The organism is Novosphingobium chloroacetimidivorans, assembly GCF_014204535.1.
GTDB lineage: Bacteria > Pseudomonadota > Alphaproteobacteria > Sphingomonadales > Sphingomonadaceae > Novosphingobium > Novosphingobium chloroacetimidivorans.
The window spans coordinates 82,490-99,125 of record NZ_JACHLR010000018.1; the positions used below are offsets into that span (position 1 = coordinate 82,490).

The window sequence follows — 16,636 nt, forward strand, 5'->3', positions numbered from 1 at the left end:
AACACAAGAGTGCGGCGCCGGAAATTTGCTCTGCGATCGCGTGATAGCGCTCCGCCATGCTGAAGCTGCCTCCGTATGACGGGTGTGGGAAGCGCTAGGGTCTGCTACCCTCCGCCGATGTACCAGCTCGACGCCGTGCACGTATCCTTCGGTGGGGTGGAAGCCCTTGCGCCGACCAGCCTGAGCATCGCGAAAGGCGAAACGCTGGTGCTGCTCGGGCCTTCGGGGTCGGGCAAGTCGACGCTGCTGCGCTGCCTGATCGGCCTTTCCCCTTACGATGGCACGATCCGCTTGGATGGCGCGCCGGTGCGTGACTGGCGCGCGGTGCGGCGGCGCCTGGGCTACGTGATACAGGAGGGCGGGCTATTCCCACACCTGTCGGCACGCGGCAACGTGGTGCTGGCGGCGCGCGAGTTCGGCTGGGAAACCAGCCGGATCGAAGCGCGCGTGATGGAACTGGCGCAGCTGGTCGGCCTGGACGACGAGCAGCTCGCGCGCTTCCCTGCGCAACTCTCGGGTGGGCAACGCCAGAGGGTGGCGATGATGCGCGCGCTGATGCTGGGGCCCGACGCCTTGCTGCTGGACGAGCCACTCTCCGCGCTCGACCCGGTGACGCGGCTGCGGCTCGCCGGAGAGCTGCGCGACATCTTCGCGCGGTTGGGGATGACAGTGGTTATGGTCACGCACTCGCTGCGCGAGGCGCGCTTCTTCGGTGGTCGCGCAATACTGATGCGGGATGGGCGGATCGTGCAGCAAGGCCCCGTCGCCGAGTTGGAGAGCGCGCCGGCCGACGAGTTCGTCGCCGAGTTCCTGGCTGCGGAGTCGGCGTTGTGAATGGCCGCGGTATTCTGGTTCCTGGTCCCTCGGGGACACCACCGAACCCACCTTCGTCAATCCCGGGCGTCGCCAAGCGTTCGGGCTGGTGGATGCTGTGCGCACTTCTTCTCCTCGCCATTCCCACACTCTCGCATGCCAAGCCCGTAACCATCGGCTCAAAAAAGTTCACCGAGAGCGTGATCCTGGCCGAGATGGCGCGTCTCGCGCTGGAGCAGGCAAAGATCCCTGCCCAGCACCGTCGCGAGCTTGGCGGCAGCCGCATCCTCTACGACGCGGTCGAGGCGGGCGACATCTCAGCCTATCCCGAGTACACCGGCACGCTGCGGTTCGAGATCCTTGCCGACCGCAAGCTGCCGGACGACGCGGCGCTCGGCTCGGTGTTGGCGCGGCGGGGGCTGGCGCTGTCACGACCGCTCGGCTTCAGCGACGGCTATGCCCTGGCCATCCGCGCGGACACCGCCAGGCGCTACGGCATCGCCAGGCTCTCGGACCTGGCTCGCCATCCGGAGTTGACGGTCGCGGTCTCCAACGAGTTCGTCGACCGCGCCGACGGTTGGCGCGCCCTATCCGCAGCATACGGCCTGGGCGCGATCAAGGTGCGCGGGATCGACCACGACCTCGCCTATCGCGCGCTTTCCGGCGGACAGATCGACGTCACCGACGTCTACACCACCGACGCCGAGATCGCCGCCTACGACCTCGTGGTGCTGAAGGACGATCGCGCCTTCTTCCCGCGATACGACGCAGCCTTCCTCTATCGCCGCGACCTCGATCCGCGCGCAGTGGCAGTGTTGAACGGGCTTGCGGGGCGTCTGGACGAGGCGAAGATGCGCGAGCTCAACCGGAAAGTCCGCATCGACGGAATGAGCGAGACGGACGCCGCACGCGAGGCGCTCGGCCTGGCTGCGCAGGCCGGCCAGGAAGACAGCCGCTGGCGACGCCTGCTCGACCGCACGCGCGAGCACTTCGCGCTGGTCGCCGTGGCCCTCGGGCTGGCGCTGGTCATCGCCCTGCCGCTCGGGATCGCATCGGCGCGCCTGCCGAGGCTCGGATCGCTCGTGCTGCCGCTGACCGGGCTGCTCCAAACGATCCCCAGCCTCGCGCTGTTCGTCATGCTGATCCCGCTGCTCGGCATCGGCGCGGCACCGACGATCGCGGCGCTGTTCCTCTATTCGTTGCTGCCGATCGTCAGGAACACCCATGCCGGGCTGACCGGCATAGCACCGCCTCTTCTGGACAGCGCCGAGGCGCTCGGCCTGTCGCGCCGGACCCGCCTGCTGCGCATCGAACTGCCGCTTGCGTTGCCGACGATCCTTGCGGGTGTGCGTACCGCCGCGGTCATCGCGGTCGGCCTGGCGACGCTGGGCGCGATCATCGGCGCGGGTGGGTATGGCCAACCTATCCTCACCGGCATCCGTCTCGCCAACAACGGCCTGATCCTCGAAGGCGCGGTGCCCGCAGCCGTATTCGCGCTGGTGATCGAAGGGGCATTCCATCTGTTTGAGCGCGCCATCACGCCACGAGGGCTCAGGCCATCGGCGCGGCGCTGATCGACACCACTGTCGATTACGGCCTTGGCGCGGCGCGCTCCAGCATCTAGCGTCGCGTTCAAACCAGCAACGAGGACGAGGAAGACCGTGGCAAAATTCACCCCCGAGCAGGCTGCAGACGTGCTGGCGATCAAGCAGGTCATCTATGAGTGGGGCGACGAGCTCGACATCAACAACGGCCTCCAGATCCTGCAACGCGACATCCTGGCGGATGACGTGCGCTACTTCGTCAACGGCGAGTGGCGGGAGGGCAAGGATGCGGTCGCGGCCTTCTACAACGGTCGCCGTGAACAGTTGGGCGCCAATGCCCCCGTCATGCGCCACATCATCACGTCCCTGCGCGTATCGTTCGAGAGCGCCGATCACGCCAAAATCGGCTATCTTCTGGTATTCTTCGCCAAGGCCGGCACGCCGCCGTTCGAAGGCTATTGCGATCCGCTGGCCGTCGCCGACGTGAAGATGGAATGCACCCGCGACGCCGCTGGCGAGTGGCGGATCTCGCTGTTCGACAGCGGGCAGATCTTCAAGCGCTGAGCCCAATAATATCCGTCGCCCCCGCGAAAGCGGGGGCGACGCTTCTTGCGCCGCGCATTTGCTCCATGAAGAATAAGCGGGATTCCCGCCTTCGCGGGGATGACGACATGTAGAGGCTGGCGACCCACGTAGAGCAGGCAAGAGGCTGGCCCTGCCCGCCCAAGCTGCTACACCTTCCCCATGCGTCACCTCACGACTGCGGCCCTGCCCGCTCTTGCCGCCGCCCTTGCCCTCTCGGCCTGCGCTCAGACCACCGCTTCTTCGCCGGCCAGCACCCCGCCTCCGGCAGCGCAAGCAGCGTTGCCCAAGGACCTCGTCGCCGCCGTCGACATTCCGTTCGAGAAGTTCACACTCGCGAACGGCCTCACCGTCATCGTCCATACCGACCGCAAGGCACCGGTGGTGGGCGTCACCACCTACTACCGCGTCGGCTCCAAGCACGAGCCGCGCGGCAAGACCGGGTTCGCGCACCTTTACGAGCACTTGTTCTTCGGCGGTTCGGCGAACGTACCCAGCTTCGACATCCCGCTCGAAGCCGCAGGCTCCACGCCCACCAACGGCTCGACCTGGTACGACCGCACCAACTACGTCGAGACAGTACCCACCGGCGCGCTCCCGCTGGCGCTGTTCATGGAAGCCGACCGCATGGGGCACCTGCTGCCCGCAGTGACGCAGGACAAGCTCGATAAGCAGCGCGGCGTCGTCCAGAACGAGAAGCGCCAAGGCGACAACGAGCCGTACGGCCTGATGAGCTATGCCGTTGGCGAAGGCCTGTTCCCGGTCGGCCACCCCTATCGCCACGAGACGATCGGCTCGATGGCCGACCTCGATGCCGCGACGCTGGGCGACGTACGCAAGTGGTTTACGGACCACTACGGCCCCAACAACGTCGTCCTCGCGCTCAGCGGCGACATCGATGCGGCCACGGCACGGCCGATGGTGGAGAAGTACTTCGGCGCGATCCCGCGCGGGCCCGAAGTGCGCCCGGTGCAGGCCGCGCCGGTTACCCTCACCGCGCCAAGCTCGCGCGAGATGACCGACCGGGTGCCGGTCACCCGCATCACGCGCAATTGGAGCGGCCCCGGCCTGAACGATGCGGACGCGCCGGCGCTGGAGATCGGCCTGCACGTCCTGGGCGGACTTGCCAGTTCCCGGCTCGACAATGCGCTGGTCCGCGGCAAGGAAGTGGCCGTCTCCGTCACCGCCAGCGCGCAGACGTTCGAGCAGGTCAGCTTCCTGCAAGCGACCATGGACGTGAAACCCGGCGTCGATCGCAAGCAGGCCGAAGCCGCCTTCGACCAGGTCATTGCCGATTACGTGCAGCAAGGTCCCAACGAGGACGAGGTGCGCCGCGCTGTCATGAGCGTGATCAGCGGTGAGATCGGCGGCCTGGAAGTGGTCGGCGGCATGGGCGGCAAGGGTGCGACCCTGGCCGAAGGCGAACTCTACTCGAACGATCCGGCCAAGTACAAGCAGGACCTGGCGCGCATGGCCGCGCTGACCCCGGCCGACGTGCGCACCGCGCTGCAGCGCTGGCTCTCGCGTCCGGTCGTCTCCGTCGCCGTCGTGCCCGGCGAGCGCACCGAATCGGGGGAGACGAAGGGCGGCTGGGGTGACGAGGACAGCACCAGGCCGCCACCGGCCGACCCCAAGGCCCCCGCCGCCAAGCTGCCGCCTGCACCCAAGCTCAGCGAGCCGCCGGTCGCGCCGATCGCGGACCTGGACTTCCCCACGGTGGAGCATGCCACCCTGTCGAACGGCATCCCGGTCGCGCTGGCCCGCCGGACCGCTATTCCCAAGGTGGCGCTCTCGATCGCCTTCGACGCGGGCTTCGCCGCCGATTCGCTCGATACGCCCGGCACCCAGGCGCTGATGCTCGCGGCGCTGGAGGAAGGCACGACCACGCGCGATGCGACGGCCATCGCCGAGGAGCAGGAACGCCTCGGCGCTTCCATCAGCTCCGGCGGCAGCCAGGATCGCAGCAACGTGGGCCTGTCCGCGCTGACCGCCAATCTGGCGCCTTCGCTGGCGCTGCTGGCCGACGTGGTGCTGCATCCCGCCTTCCGCCCCGCCGACGTGGCGCGGGTGCGCAACCAGCAGCTCACCGCGCTGCAGCAGGTGCAGGCCTCGCCCCAGGCGCTGGCGCAGCGCACGCTCGACGGACTGGTCTACGGCGCACACCCCTATGCGCTGCCTTCCGATGGCCTCGGCACGCCCGCCGCGGTCGCTGCCTTGACGCCCGAGGCACTGCGCGCGGCCCATGCCAAGTGGCTGCGCCCCGACCTGGCGCGCATCACCGTGGTCGGCGACATCACGATGGCCCAGCTCAAGCCCATGCTGGAGGCAACGTTCAGCGGCTGGAAGGCGCCGGCGGCCCCCGCGCCTCGCAAGGCACTCGATGCGCCACTCCCGGTACAGCAGGCACGCATCGTGGTGCTGGACCGTCCCGCCTCGCCGCAGTCCTTCATCGCCGCCGGACGCGCGCTGCCGATCAAGGGCACGACGCAGGGGACCGAAGCGCTGAACCTTGCCAACGACGTGCTGGGCGGCGGTTTCCTCTCGCGCCTGAACGGCGACCTGCGCGAGGACAAGGGCTGGAGCTATGGCGTCTACAGCGCCGTCTCGCGCCCCGTCGGCCCACGCACGCTGCTGGTCAGCGCGCCGGTGCAGACCGACAAGACCGGTGCATCGGTGAAGGCGATCCTGGCCGACATGGCCGCCTTCCCCGCCAAGGCGCCGCCCACTCCGGTCGAGCTCCAGCGCGTCACCGAAGGCGCGATTCGCGGCATGCCCAACTCGTTCCAGACCAACGGCAGCGTGCTGCAGGCGATCGAGAACAACGAGCGGCTCGGCCGCCCCGACGATTATTACGAAACGCTCGCCAGCACCTATCGCACGATCGGCTCGCCGGCGATCGAGGCAGCCGCGCGCCAGTACTTGCAGCCCGACGGCATGACGATCGTTATCGTCGGCGACCGCAAGGCCGTCGAGCCACAGCTCAAGGGCCTGCCGATGCCGATCGAATACCATGCCGCGCCGGCCCTCGCCGGTGAGAGCGCGGCCGCAACAGAAACGAAGGACACATCGCAATGAGCGCCGCTGGAACCTGGGACATCCGCATCAAGACGCCGATCGGCGACCAGACCGCGCGGCTTTCGGTCGTGCCCGACCACGTCGGCGGCTTCACCGGCACCGTCAGCGGCGATCCGGGATCGCTGGACATCGCCGGCAAGGTCGATGGCGATCGGCTTACCTGGACCATGAAGACCACCAAGCCGATGCCGCTGGATCTAGACTGCAATGCGCTGGTCCAGGGCGACACACTCGAAGGCGGGGTCAAGGCCGGCATGTTCGGCACCATGGCGCTGACCGGCACGCGAGTGGGTTGATAATCGGCCCGGCTGGCCGCTTTCCCTTGCTTGCGGGTTGCCAAAGGCCGGCACCTCTGGTAGCCGCGCGCCGTTGTCGCCAGTCCTGTTCGGGACTCAAGCGGCGTTCGTCTTTTGGATTTCATGGGTTGTCCCGCCACAGGCAGTGCGGGACGGCCTCGTTTCGCATTTTGTGAGGTTAGTCGGTTTATGCAAATTCTCGTACGGGACAACAACGTCGATCAGGCCCTTCGCGCGCTCAAGAAGAAGCTGCAGCGCGAAGGCGTGTACCGTGAGATGAAGCTGCGCCGTCACTACGAGAAGCCGTCCGAGAAGCGCGCTCGCGAAAAGGCTGCCGCCGTTCGCCGCGCCCGCAAGCTGGAGCGCAAGCGCCTGGAGCGTGACGGCGCGAAGTAGGATTTGCGCGGTTTTCGCGGGAGGCATCCGGCTTCCCGCTTGATGACCGCACTGTCCTGAGCCATGAGGGCGCGGAGGCGATCCGCGCCCTTTGCACATCGCCTTCCCCTTCGTATTCAGATACTTCGTATTCAGCCCCATCGCGTTCACTTGTACGAGGCCCCAAGCTCCCATGACCGAGATCACCCGCGTCCCGCTCCAGCCGATCGCCCGTGGCAGCCTCACCAAGCTGTGGATCGGCATTGCCGCTGTTGCGCTGCTCGCCGGTGGCGTCGCCTGGGCGGCCATGCCCGCGTCGGTCGATGTGGACACGATCAAGGCCGGTTCCGGCGAATCGCCCACGCGCGAAGACGTGGCCCTGGTGAACTACAAGGGCACCCTGCCCGACGGTAAGGTCTTCGACGAGGGCAAGCAGGCCGTGCTGCCGCTGGCCGAAGTCGTCCCCGGCTTCACCAAGGCGCTGGAGCAGATGCAGCGCGGCGGCAAATACAAGGTCCATATCCCCAGCGAGCTGGCCTACGGCGAGAAGGGTGCAGGCCCCATCCCGGCGAACACCGACCTGGACTTCGAGATCGAGCTGCTGGACTTCAAGAGCCGCGCCGAGATCGAGCAGCAGCAGCGCATCATGCAACAGCTGCAGCAGATGCAGGGCGCGGGCGGCATGCCGGGCGCTGGCATTCCTGGCGCCCCCGCCGGTGCTCCTGGCGCCGCTCCGCAGGGCGTGCCGCCGACTCAGTAAGTGTGGGCGGCGGCAGGCACACACCCGCACGCCATGCTTGAGGCTTTCGGAGGCGGGTGCTAGCTGCCCGCCTTCACGCTTTTTCAGACATGAGGACGAACCATGTCCGTCGATACCGCAACCGTGGCGAAGATCGCCTCGCTCGCCCGCATCAAGCTCGGCGCCGCCGAAGTCGAAGCGATGGTGCCTGAGCTGAACGGCATCCTCGCCTGGGTCGAGCAGCTGGGCGAAGTCGACGTGACCGGCGTCGAGCCGATGACCGCCGTCATCCCCAACACGCTGCGCCTGCGCGACGATGTGATCGACGCCGACCCGCTCACCGGCGGCGGCATCCGCGACAAGGTCCTCGCCAATGCGCCTGCAGCGGAGCATGGTTTCTACGGCGTGCCCAAGGTGATCGAGTGAGCGCGCCAATCCGCCTGACTTCGAACCCAATCCTCGTCGTTCCCGCGAAGGCGGAGACCCCCCTTCTGTTCTGCAACGTTGAAAAGGCAAGCGGAACCCCTGCCTTCGCGGGGGCGACGAAGAGTTTAAAGGGCGACCTGACATGACCGACTTAACCGACCTTGGCGTCGCCGCCATCCGCTCGGGCGTGGCCTCGGGCGAGTTCACCGCCGTGGAAGTGGCCGAAGCCTTCAACGCCAACGTCGCCGCTGCGCAGGACGCGCTCAACGCCTTCATCGTCGCCACGCCGGAAAAGGCGATCGAAGCCGCACAAGCCGTCGACGCCATGCGCGCCAGGGGCGAGCCGCTGGGCAAGATGGGCGGCGTGCCGATCGGCATGAAGGACCTGTTCGCCACCGCCGGCGTCCAGACCACCGCCGCCAGCCACATGCTCGAAGGCTTCGTGCCGCAGTACGAGAGCACCGTCAGCGCCAAGCTGTGGGAAGCAGGCGCCGGCATGCTCGGCAAGCTCAACCTCGACCAGTTCGCGATGGGCTCGTCGAACGAGACCAGCTTTTTCGGCAACGTCGTGAGCCCCTGGAAGCGCAACGACGGCGGGAATGCCGCGCTCGCTCCGGGCGGCTCCTCGGGCGGTTCCTCCGCCGCGATCGCCGCGCGCCTGTGCCCGGCTGCGACCGGCACCGACACCGGTGGCTCGATCCGCCAGCCGGCCGCATTCACCGGCATAACCGGCATCAAGCCGACCTATGGCCGCTGCTCGCGCTGGGGCGTCGTCGCCTTCGCCAGCTCGCTCGATCAGGCCGGTCCGATGGCCCGCGATGTCACCGATTGCGCGATCATGCTCGAAGCCATGGCCGGGTTCGATCCCAAGGATTCGACCAGCCTCGACCTGCCCGTGCCCGAATGGGAGGCCGGCCTTAACGCCGACCTCACCGGCAAGACCGTCGGTATCCCGCGCGAGTACCGCATGGACGGCATGGACGCCGACGTCCTGAAGTCGTGGGAAGACGGGATCGCCTGGCTCAAGGATGCCGGCGCCAAGATCGTCGACATCTCGCTGCCGCACACCAGGTATGCGCTTCCGGCCTACTACATCATCGCGCCCGCGGAGGCTTCATCCAACCTCGCCCGCTACGATGGCGTGCGCTACGGCTTGCGCGACTTGCCCGAGGGCGCGGGCCTGCAGGATATGTACGCCGCCACGCGGGAGGCTGGCTTCGGCGCCGAAGTGAAGCGCCGCATCCTGATCGGCACCTATGTGCTCTCGGCCGGCTACTACGACGCCTACTACACGCAGGCGCAGAAGGTTCGCACCCTGATCGCGCGCGACTTCGAGGCTGCCTTCGAGCAGTGCGACGTGATCGTGGCACCCACCGCACCATCCGCAGCCTTCGCGCTCGGTGAGAACATCGACGATCCATTGTCGATGTACCTCAACGACGTGTTCGCCGTCCCCGCGAGCCTTGCCGGCCTGCCCGCGATGTCGGTGCCGGCGGGTCTCAACCGCGAGGGCCTGCCGCTCGGCCTGCAGGTCATCGGCCGGGCTTTCGACGAGCAAGGCGTGCTGAACGCCGGTCTTGCGATCGAACAGCGGGCTGGCTTCACGGCGCGTCCGGCAAAGTGGTGGTAAGCGCAAGCTGACGCCTGCGACTGCTGACCCAGTCCAAGTCCGCCACCACACGCCCATACCGAGGAACATCCGCAACGGATGCAAGTAATCGGTGGCGACGTTTACACCTCGTGTGTGCCCGAATACTCTTGCACCCATGCAGAGTGCCCGTGTCGACTGGCTGGACGTAGCGCGTGGTATCGGCATCGTGCTGGTGGTCGGCGGCCACGCCGAGCGCGGCGTGATCGCCGCTTCGATGAGCGGCCCGCCTCGCTTCGGTGTGGGCGACCTTGCGCTCTACACGTTCCACATGCCTCTGTTCATGCTGCTGGCGGGGATCAACGTGCCCGCGTCGCTGAGCAAGGGCACTCGCCCGTTCCTGCAGGCCAAGCTCTGGACGGTGGCCTACCCTTATGTCTTGTGGTCGCTGATCCAGGGTACGCTGCTGATCGCGCTCTCGGGCATGACCAACACGCAGGCCCGCTGGACCGATCTCGCCGCGATCGCCTGGCAGCCCCTCTCCCCGTTCTGGTTCCTCTACGCGCTGTTTGCGTTCATGGTACTGACCGCCCTGGTGCGCAGCGCCGCTGTGCTCGTCGCGCTGGCACTCGGCGCTCTGTGGATCAGCGGGCTGATGGAGCGCGAGAGCCTGCTGCACCAGATGGCGTACATGCTGCCCTTCTTCGTCATCGGCATGCTCGGTTCCCGACGGATCAAGGCACTCTCCTTGCCGTGGCCGGCCGGGCTGGCGCTTGCCGGCGTGTGGTTGGTAGCATTCCAGATCGTGCCGAGAACCGACACCATGCCTTACCTTACGCCCTGGTCGTTTCCGGCGGCGCTGGCGGGCATCGGCGTGGTCTTTGCCATGGCGCAGGCAATCGGCGGTGCGGCCAAGGGCGTCCTTGTTGCCCTGGGGGAGGCGTCGATGAGCATCTACGTCATGCATATCCCGGCCAACGCCGGCGCGCGCATCGCCTTGATGAAGCTGGACCTGCCTTTGCCGCAGTGGGCACTTATCTGTGCTTGCGCGACAATCGGCGTGCTGGGTCCCTTCGCCGTGCACCATGCGCTCCGCTCGCTGGGTCTGCTGCCTGTGTTCGGGCTGGCGCGACCGGCGAGTAACAGACCTGATCAGGGCATCGGCGCGACCCCGCCCCAAGCGCTGCAGCACTAATCCACCCCGTTCGTGTCGAGCCTGATCGAGATCTGACGTCGCTGCATCAACGTGTCTCGACTACGCCCGACACGAACGGACAGTGACGCTTGCGCACGCATTGGACCGCGAGACCACTGCAAATCCCACTTTGCGTCCAGGGGCGAGCCTTTGTATAGCGCGCGCATGTCAGACAGCACATACCGCATCCAGGGCGCCACCGGTGAGTGGGAGGTCGTCATCGGCCTCGAAGTCCACGCACAGGTCACTTCCAACTCGAAGCTGTTCTCGGGCGCGGCGACGCAGTTCGGGGCGGAGCCCAATGCGCAAGTGAGCCTGGTCGACGCGGCCATGCCGGGCATGCTCCCGGTCCTCAACAAGGAGTGCATCCGCCAGGCGGTGCGCACCGGCATGGCGATCGACGCGCAGATCAACACGTGGTCGCGCTTCGATCGCAAGAACTACTTCTACGCCGACCTGCCGCAGGGCTACCAGATCAGCCAGCTCTACCACCCGCTGGTCGGCGAGGGATCGCTGACCGTCGACGCGGACGAGAAGGCCGGCATCCCCGAGGCCAAGGTGATCGGCATCGAGCGCATCCACGTCGAGCAGGACGCGGGCAAGCTGATGCACGACCAGCATCCCACGATGTCCTATGTCGACCTCAACCGCTCGGGCGTGGCGCTGATGGAGATCGTCAGCCGGCCGGACATGCGTTCTCCTGCGGAAGCGGGTGCTTACGTCGCCAAGCTGCGGCAGATCCTGCGCTATGTCGGCTCGTGCGACGGCAACATGGACCAGGGCTCGATGCGCTGTGACGTCAACGTATCCGTGCGCAAGCCGGGCGACGAGTTCGGCACGCGAACCGAAACCAAGAACGTCAACTCGGTCCGCTTCGTCATGGCGACGATCGAGCACGAGGCCTCGCGCCAGGTCGACGTGCTCGAAAGCGGCGGCAAGATCGTACAGGAAACCCGCCTGTTCGACCCCACCACCGGCACCACGCGGTCGATGCGTTCGAAGGAAGACGCGCACGACTACCGCTACTTCCCCGATCCCGACCTGCTGCCGCTGGTGCTGGACGGCGCGTTCCTGGAAGACTGCCGCAACTCGCTGCCCGAGCTGCCCGACGCCAAGCGCGCGCGCTACGAAGGCGAACTGGGCCTTTCCGCCTACAATGCCGCGGTGCTCACCGCCGATGTCGAGACCGCCCGCTGGTTCGAACTGCTGCTGGGCGAGACTGCGACAGCGCAGGGCAAGCAGCCGGCCGATGTCGCCAAACAGGCGGCCAACTGGCTGATCTCCGAACTGTTCGGCGCGCTGAACAAGCTGGGCAAGGACCTCGAAACCTCACCCGTCTCCCCCTCGGCCGGCGCCGAACTGCTGGCGCTTGTCGGCAAGGGCACGATCTCCGGCTCGATCGCCAAGCAGGTGCTGGAGAAGATGCTGGAAACCGGCGACGGCGCCGCCGCTATCGTCGAGCGTGAGGGCCTCAAGCAGGAGAGCGACACCGGCGCGATCGAGGCCAAGGTGGACGATATCCTCGCCGCCAACGCCGACAAGGTGGAGCAGTACCGCGGTGGCAAGGAAGCGCTGTTCGGGTTCTTCGTCGGTCAAACGATGAAGGCCATGCAGGGCAAGGCCAATCCGCAAGTCGTAAACGAGATTCTAAAGGTGAAGCTGGGCTGATCCTCCCTCTCCCCGTGCGGGGAGAGGGTACGAAGGCTTGCCAATCCTGAGCTTGTCGAAGGACTGGTTAGCCGCAGTTGGAGAGGGGTTTGCGCGCTCTCAGGCGTCAACACCCCCTCTCCCAGCTCCGCTAACCGCTCACGCGGTAAGCTGCGCTACCTCTCCCACCTGGGAGAGGAGAAGGCAATTGGCTTGTCGCCGCGCCCGGTCTATGGGCCGGACAATGCCACAGCCGCCGCAACCCTCGTTCCTGACAGCCTCGCTGCTCGTCGCCTCTGGCGGCGCGGTGGGATCGTGGCTGCGCTTCTGCGTTGGCCGCGCCTGGGTCATCGCCGTCGGCCCGGTTCGGGCGAGTGCATTCCCTTGGGGCACCCTGACCGTGAACGTCGTCGGGAGCCTCGCCATGGGCCTGCTCGTCGGCTGGCTCGCACGTTACGGCACCGCCAGCGAAGCCACACGGCTGCTGCTGGCCGTGGGAGTCCTTGGCGGGTTCACCACTTTCTCCTCTTTCAGCCTTGAGGTCGTTTCGCTGATCCAACGTGCACAGCCGGCCCTGGCCGCACTTTATCTCGCCGCGTCGCTCGGCGCCGGCCTGCTTGGCCTCACCGCTGGCCTTATGTTGATGCGGGGGCCGGCATGAGCAAGGGGCCCGCGCACAGCGACAACGTGCGCCAGTTCAAGGTCGGCTCCGACGACGACGGCGTGCGGCTGGATCGCTGGTTCAAACGCCATTTGCCGCAAGTCGGCTTCGCCACCGTCTCGCGCTGGGCGCGCACCGGGCAGATCCGCGTCGACGGCGGCCGCGCCAAGGTGGACACGCACCTCGTCGCCGGCCAGACCCTGCGCGTGCCGCCTGGCGGAGACAAGGATGCCGGTCGCCCGGCCCGCCGCGAGCTGACCGAAGCCGAGCTGGAACTCGCCGACTCGATGGTGCTGACGCAGGACCGCGCGGCGATCGTGCTCAACAAGCCGCCCGGCCTTGCCACGCAAGGCGGCAAGGGCATGACCGAGCACGTCGACGGCCTGCTCGACGCCTTTGCCGGCGACGGGCCGCGCCCCAGGCTGGTGCACCGGCTGGACAAGGACACCTCCGGCGTCCTGCTGATCGCGCGCACGCCGGGCACCGCGGCGTTCTTCTCCAAGCGCTTCTCCGGTCGCTCGGCGCGCAAGATCTACTGGGCGCTGGTCGCCGGCGTGCCTTCGATCGAGGACGGCATGATCGAGCTGCCGCTGAGCAAGCAGCCCGGCACCGGCGGCGAGAAGATGCACGTCGATGTCGAGGGCGGCCAGTCGGCACGCACCCGCTATCGCGTACTCGACCGCGCGGGCAACGCCGCGGCCTGGGTGGAGCTGCACCCGCTCACCGGCCGCACGCACCAGCTGCGCGTGCACATGGCGGCGATCGGCCATCCGATCGTGGGCGACGGCAAGTACGGCGGCCAGGACGCGTTCCTCACCGGCTCGATCAGCCGGAAGATGCACCTGCACGCGCGACGGCTGATCATCGACCATCCCGACGGCACCCCGCTCGACGTCACCGCCCCCCTGCCCGAGCATTTCGCGATGGGCATGGAGCAGCTCGGCTTCGACGAGGCCGACGGCGCCGACATCCCGGAACCTCGGGCAGAGGATACGCGCGAGGAGAAGAAGCGCCTCGCCAAGGCCCACGCCAAGCAGTTCCGCAAGGAACGGCGCGGCGAGCGCCGCTCGCGTGGTGGCGATGCACCGGCGCGTTCCGGGCCGGGCAAGCCGAGCACGGGTAAGGCCGCGACCGGCAAGGCGGCGACAGCCAAGCCTCGGGGCGGCGGGAAACCGGTTGCAGGCAAGCCCGACGGCAAGGCGCCCCCGCGCGGTGCCACGGGTCCGCGCGGGCCTGGCGCAAAGCCGAAGACCGGCGCGACACCGCGTCGTCCTGCAGGGGGCGCGCCGACTGGCGGAACGCCGGGAAGGCCGTCCGCACCGCGGGGCAAGCGCTGATGCATCCCGATCCGCACTTCCAGCCGGACGACCGCGCCTTGTGCGAGGCGCTGGTGGAGGAAGTCGGCTTCGCGATGATCTTCGCCGCCACGTCACAAGGTCCACGCGTGGTGCATGCGCCCTTGGTTTCCACCCGGGATGGCGCCGTGCAGTTCCACGTCTCGCGCCGCAACGCCATCGCGGCTCACCTCGACGGCGCGACGGCCCTGTGTGTCGTCAACGGGCCGGACGCCTACATCTCGCCACGCTGGTATTCGCAGGCCGCGCAAGTGCCGACCTGGAACTACGTCAGCGTCGAGCTGGAAGGGCGCGTGCGGCGCATGGATGCCGATGGTTTGCACGGGCAACTCGAAGCACTCACCGCACGGCACGAGAGCCGCATCGCGCAAGGGCAACCATGGACGCTCGACAAGACTCCTGCCGCGGTGATCGAGGCCATGCTCAAGGGCATCGTCGGCTTCGAGCTGGAGGTGCAGCAATGGCGCCCCACCTTCAAGCTGTCGCAGAACAAGCCCGCGTCCGAGCGTGAGCGCGTGATTGCCGGGCTCGAGGAGGCCGGATCGCCCGGCGTGGCGCAGCTGATGCGGAGCCTGGCCGCGTGAAGCTGGCCGTGTTCGATTGCGACGGCACCCTGGTCGATGGCCAGGCGCCGATCTGCGAGGCGATGGAAGCCGCCTTCGCCGCGCAAGGGCTGGCCGCGCCGGAGAGGCCGGCAATTCGGCGCGCCGTCGGCCTCTCGCTACCGCAAGCCATGCGCTCGCTCCTGCCCGGTCGCGACGACGCGCTGCATCACGCATTGGCGGAGAACTACAAGGTTGCCTTCCGCACCGCGCGGAGCGATGGCCGCGTATCGCAGCCGCTGTTCCCCGGCATTGCGCAAGTGCTCCACGGACTGGTCGAAGCCGGCTGGACGCTCGGTGTGGCGACCGGCATGTCGGACCGTGGCCTCGCGCACTGCCTCGCCGACAACGGCATCGCCGAGCTTTTTGTCACGCTGCAGACCGCCGACCGCCATCCGTCCAAGCCCCATCCGGCCATGCTGGAGGCCGCGCTGTTCGAGGCCGGCGCGCAGGCCAGCGAAGCGGTGATGATCGGCGACACGTCCTACGACATGGCCATGGCGCGCGACGCCGGGGTGCGCGGGATCGGCGTCGACTGGGGCTACCACCTGCCGCACGAATTGCGCGCGTCGGGTGCGGAGACGGTCGTAGAGAGCCCGGCTGCGCTGTCCGCCCTGCTCCTTGCATGATGCCCGATCAGGACGTCGATCCGGCGCGCGGGCGCTTCTTTACGATCCAGGCGGTGCGTCTCGCCGGCGTCGCCTTCGTGGTGACCGGCATGCTGATCGTCTCGGGTCGGCTCATCCTGCCCGACTGGCTGCCCTTGTGGGTCGGCTACCTTTTGATCGCCAATGGGCTGATCGACGTCTTCGTGATCCCCACAAGGCTGGTGCGCAAATGGAGAACGCCTGAGTGAAGCGCTTTTACAAGGCCGTGACCGCGGAAGCTCAGGACGGGGGCTGGCGCGTGCTGCTGGATGGGCGCGGAATCAAGACCGCCGCCGGTAGCCCACAAGCGGTGCCGTCGCAGGCGCTCGCCGAGGCCATGGCAGAGGAATGGGCGGCACAGGGCGAAGAGCTCGATACCACGCGCTTCCCTATGCGCGACCTGGCGGACTACGCCATCGACGTCGTCATGCACGAGCGGGATGAGCTCATCGCCGGCATGCTGCCCTACGGCGAGACCGACACCATGTGCTATCGCGCCGATCCGGACGAGCCGCTGCATCGGCGCCAGCTGCAGATCTGGGAGCCGGTCCTCGCGCGTGCCGAAGCACGGTATGGCGTCCATTTCACGCGCGTTTCGGGCATCGTCCACAAGCCGCAACCAGCCGACACGCTCGCGCGCCTGCGCCAGGTCCTCGAGGCCAAGCCCCCGTTCGCGCTGGCAGCGCTGCAGATGCTGGCGAGCCTTGCCGCCTCGCTCACGATCGCCTTGCTGGCGCAGGAGCCGGACGAGGACGTCGACGCCCTGTGGGATGCCGCCAGCCTGGAAGAGGAATGGCAGGCCGATCTGTGGGGGCGCGAGGCCGAGGCGGAGGAACGCAGGGCCCAGCGGCGCGCATCCTTCGCGCTCGCGGCCCGGTTCGCGGCACTTTCGCAGCGGGTATGATCGGCTGAAGCGCGGCCCTTGCGTTCGCCAGGGTGCGGGGCACTATCCCGCGCGAAGCTGCTAGAGCATTTTCGGTTTAGTCGAATGCATACCCGGAGTTCTGGAGATAGTTTAGGCACTCTTCTGGGCTGAAGGCATCGAGCGAGGTGCCGATGGTGGTCCAGAGCGCGTCTCTTGTTCTCGCGGC

General features: G+C 67.6%; 17 protein-coding genes. All 17 read left to right on the plus strand.

Annotated elements, in window-relative coordinates; translation table 11 throughout:
- Positions 1 to 117 precede the first annotated feature (117 nt).
- Positions 118 to 834, plus strand: coding sequence for an ABC transporter ATP-binding protein (locus HNO88_RS17665; protein WP_184248697.1), 717 nt, complete (start codon positions 118 to 120; stop codon positions 832 to 834).
- 92 nt (positions 835 to 926) lie between these two features.
- Positions 927 to 2,387, plus strand: coding sequence for a glycine betaine ABC transporter substrate-binding protein (locus HNO88_RS17670; protein WP_184248700.1), 1,461 nt, complete (start codon positions 927 to 929; stop codon positions 2,385 to 2,387).
- Positions 2,388 to 2,474: 87 nt separating this feature from the next.
- Entirely contained in the window at positions 2,475 to 2,921 is a 447-nt protein-coding gene (locus HNO88_RS17675; RefSeq protein ID WP_184248704.1) for a nuclear transport factor 2 family protein, read from the plus strand.
- Positions 2,922 to 3,101: 180 nt separating this feature from the next.
- Positions 3,102 to 6,014, plus strand: coding sequence for a M16 family metallopeptidase (locus HNO88_RS17680; protein WP_184248707.1), 2,913 nt, complete (start codon positions 3,102 to 3,104; stop codon positions 6,012 to 6,014).
- A complete protein-coding gene (locus tag HNO88_RS17685) occupies positions 6,011 to 6,310 on the plus strand; it encodes a hypothetical protein (protein ID WP_184248710.1) in 300 nt (99 codons plus the stop codon). Before HNO88_RS17680 ends, HNO88_RS17685 begins: the two co-directional genes overlap by 4 nt.
- 189 nt (positions 6,311 to 6,499) lie before the next feature.
- Positions 6,500 to 6,706, plus strand: coding sequence for a 30S ribosomal protein S21 (gene rpsU / locus HNO88_RS17690; protein WP_091145878.1), 207 nt, complete (start codon positions 6,500 to 6,502; stop codon positions 6,704 to 6,706).
- A gap of 172 nt (positions 6,707 to 6,878) precedes the next feature.
- Positions 6,879 to 7,445 carry an FKBP-type peptidyl-prolyl cis-trans isomerase gene (locus tag HNO88_RS17695; RefSeq protein ID WP_184248714.1) on the plus strand — a complete coding sequence of 189 codons (567 nt, stop codon included), beginning with the start codon at positions 6,879 to 6,881 and terminating at the stop codon, positions 7,443 to 7,445.
- Positions 7,446 to 7,547: 102 nt separating this feature from the next.
- The gene (gene gatC / locus HNO88_RS17700) at positions 7,548 to 7,850 is read left to right on the plus strand and encodes an Asp-tRNA(Asn)/Glu-tRNA(Gln) amidotransferase subunit GatC (RefSeq protein WP_184248718.1); all 303 of its coding nucleotides are present in this window, start codon (positions 7,548 to 7,550) and stop codon (positions 7,848 to 7,850) included.
- A gap of 142 nt (positions 7,851 to 7,992) precedes the next feature.
- Complete coding sequence (gatA, locus tag HNO88_RS17705) at positions 7,993 to 9,480, plus strand: Asp-tRNA(Asn)/Glu-tRNA(Gln) amidotransferase subunit GatA (RefSeq protein ID WP_184248721.1); 1,488 nt, start codon at positions 7,993 to 7,995, stop codon at positions 9,478 to 9,480.
- A gap of 136 nt (positions 9,481 to 9,616) precedes the next feature.
- Entirely contained in the window at positions 9,617 to 10,633 is a 1,017-nt protein-coding gene (locus HNO88_RS17710) for an acyltransferase family protein (RefSeq protein WP_184248723.1), read from the plus strand.
- Positions 10,634 to 10,798: 165 nt separating this feature from the next.
- On the plus strand, positions 10,799 to 12,301 hold the full coding sequence (gene gatB / locus HNO88_RS17715) for an Asp-tRNA(Asn)/Glu-tRNA(Gln) amidotransferase subunit GatB (RefSeq protein ID WP_184248726.1): 1,503 nt from the start codon (positions 10,799 to 10,801) through the stop codon (positions 12,299 to 12,301).
- Positions 12,302 to 12,524: 223 nt separating this feature from the next.
- Positions 12,525 to 12,941 carry a fluoride efflux transporter CrcB gene (gene crcB, locus HNO88_RS17720; protein WP_184248729.1) on the plus strand — a complete coding sequence of 139 codons (417 nt, stop codon included), beginning with the start codon at positions 12,525 to 12,527 and terminating at the stop codon, positions 12,939 to 12,941.
- A complete protein-coding gene (locus HNO88_RS17725) occupies positions 12,938 to 14,278 on the plus strand; it encodes an RluA family pseudouridine synthase (protein ID WP_184248732.1) in 1,341 nt (446 codons plus the stop codon). The genes crcB and HNO88_RS17725 overlap by 4 nt, the downstream gene beginning before the upstream one ends.
- Complete coding sequence (locus tag HNO88_RS17730; protein ID WP_184248735.1) at positions 14,278 to 14,880, plus strand: FMN-binding negative transcriptional regulator; 603 nt, start codon at positions 14,278 to 14,280, stop codon at positions 14,878 to 14,880. The genes HNO88_RS17725 and HNO88_RS17730 overlap by 1 nt, the downstream gene beginning before the upstream one ends.
- Entirely contained in the window at positions 14,877 to 15,527 is a 651-nt protein-coding gene (locus HNO88_RS17735) for an HAD-IA family hydrolase (protein ID WP_184248738.1), read from the plus strand. The genes HNO88_RS17730 and HNO88_RS17735 overlap by 4 nt, the downstream gene beginning before the upstream one ends.
- Positions 15,524 to 15,754: a hypothetical protein gene (locus tag HNO88_RS17740; RefSeq protein WP_246381978.1), complete on the plus strand. Its 231-nt coding sequence runs from the start codon at positions 15,524 to 15,526 to the stop codon at positions 15,752 to 15,754. Before HNO88_RS17735 ends, HNO88_RS17740 begins: the two co-directional genes overlap by 4 nt.
- On the plus strand, positions 15,751 to 16,449 hold the full coding sequence (locus HNO88_RS17745) for an ATP12 family protein (protein ID WP_184248741.1): 699 nt from the start codon (positions 15,751 to 15,753) through the stop codon (positions 16,447 to 16,449). Before HNO88_RS17740 ends, HNO88_RS17745 begins: the two co-directional genes overlap by 4 nt.
- Positions 16,450 to 16,636: the final 187 nt, after the last annotated feature.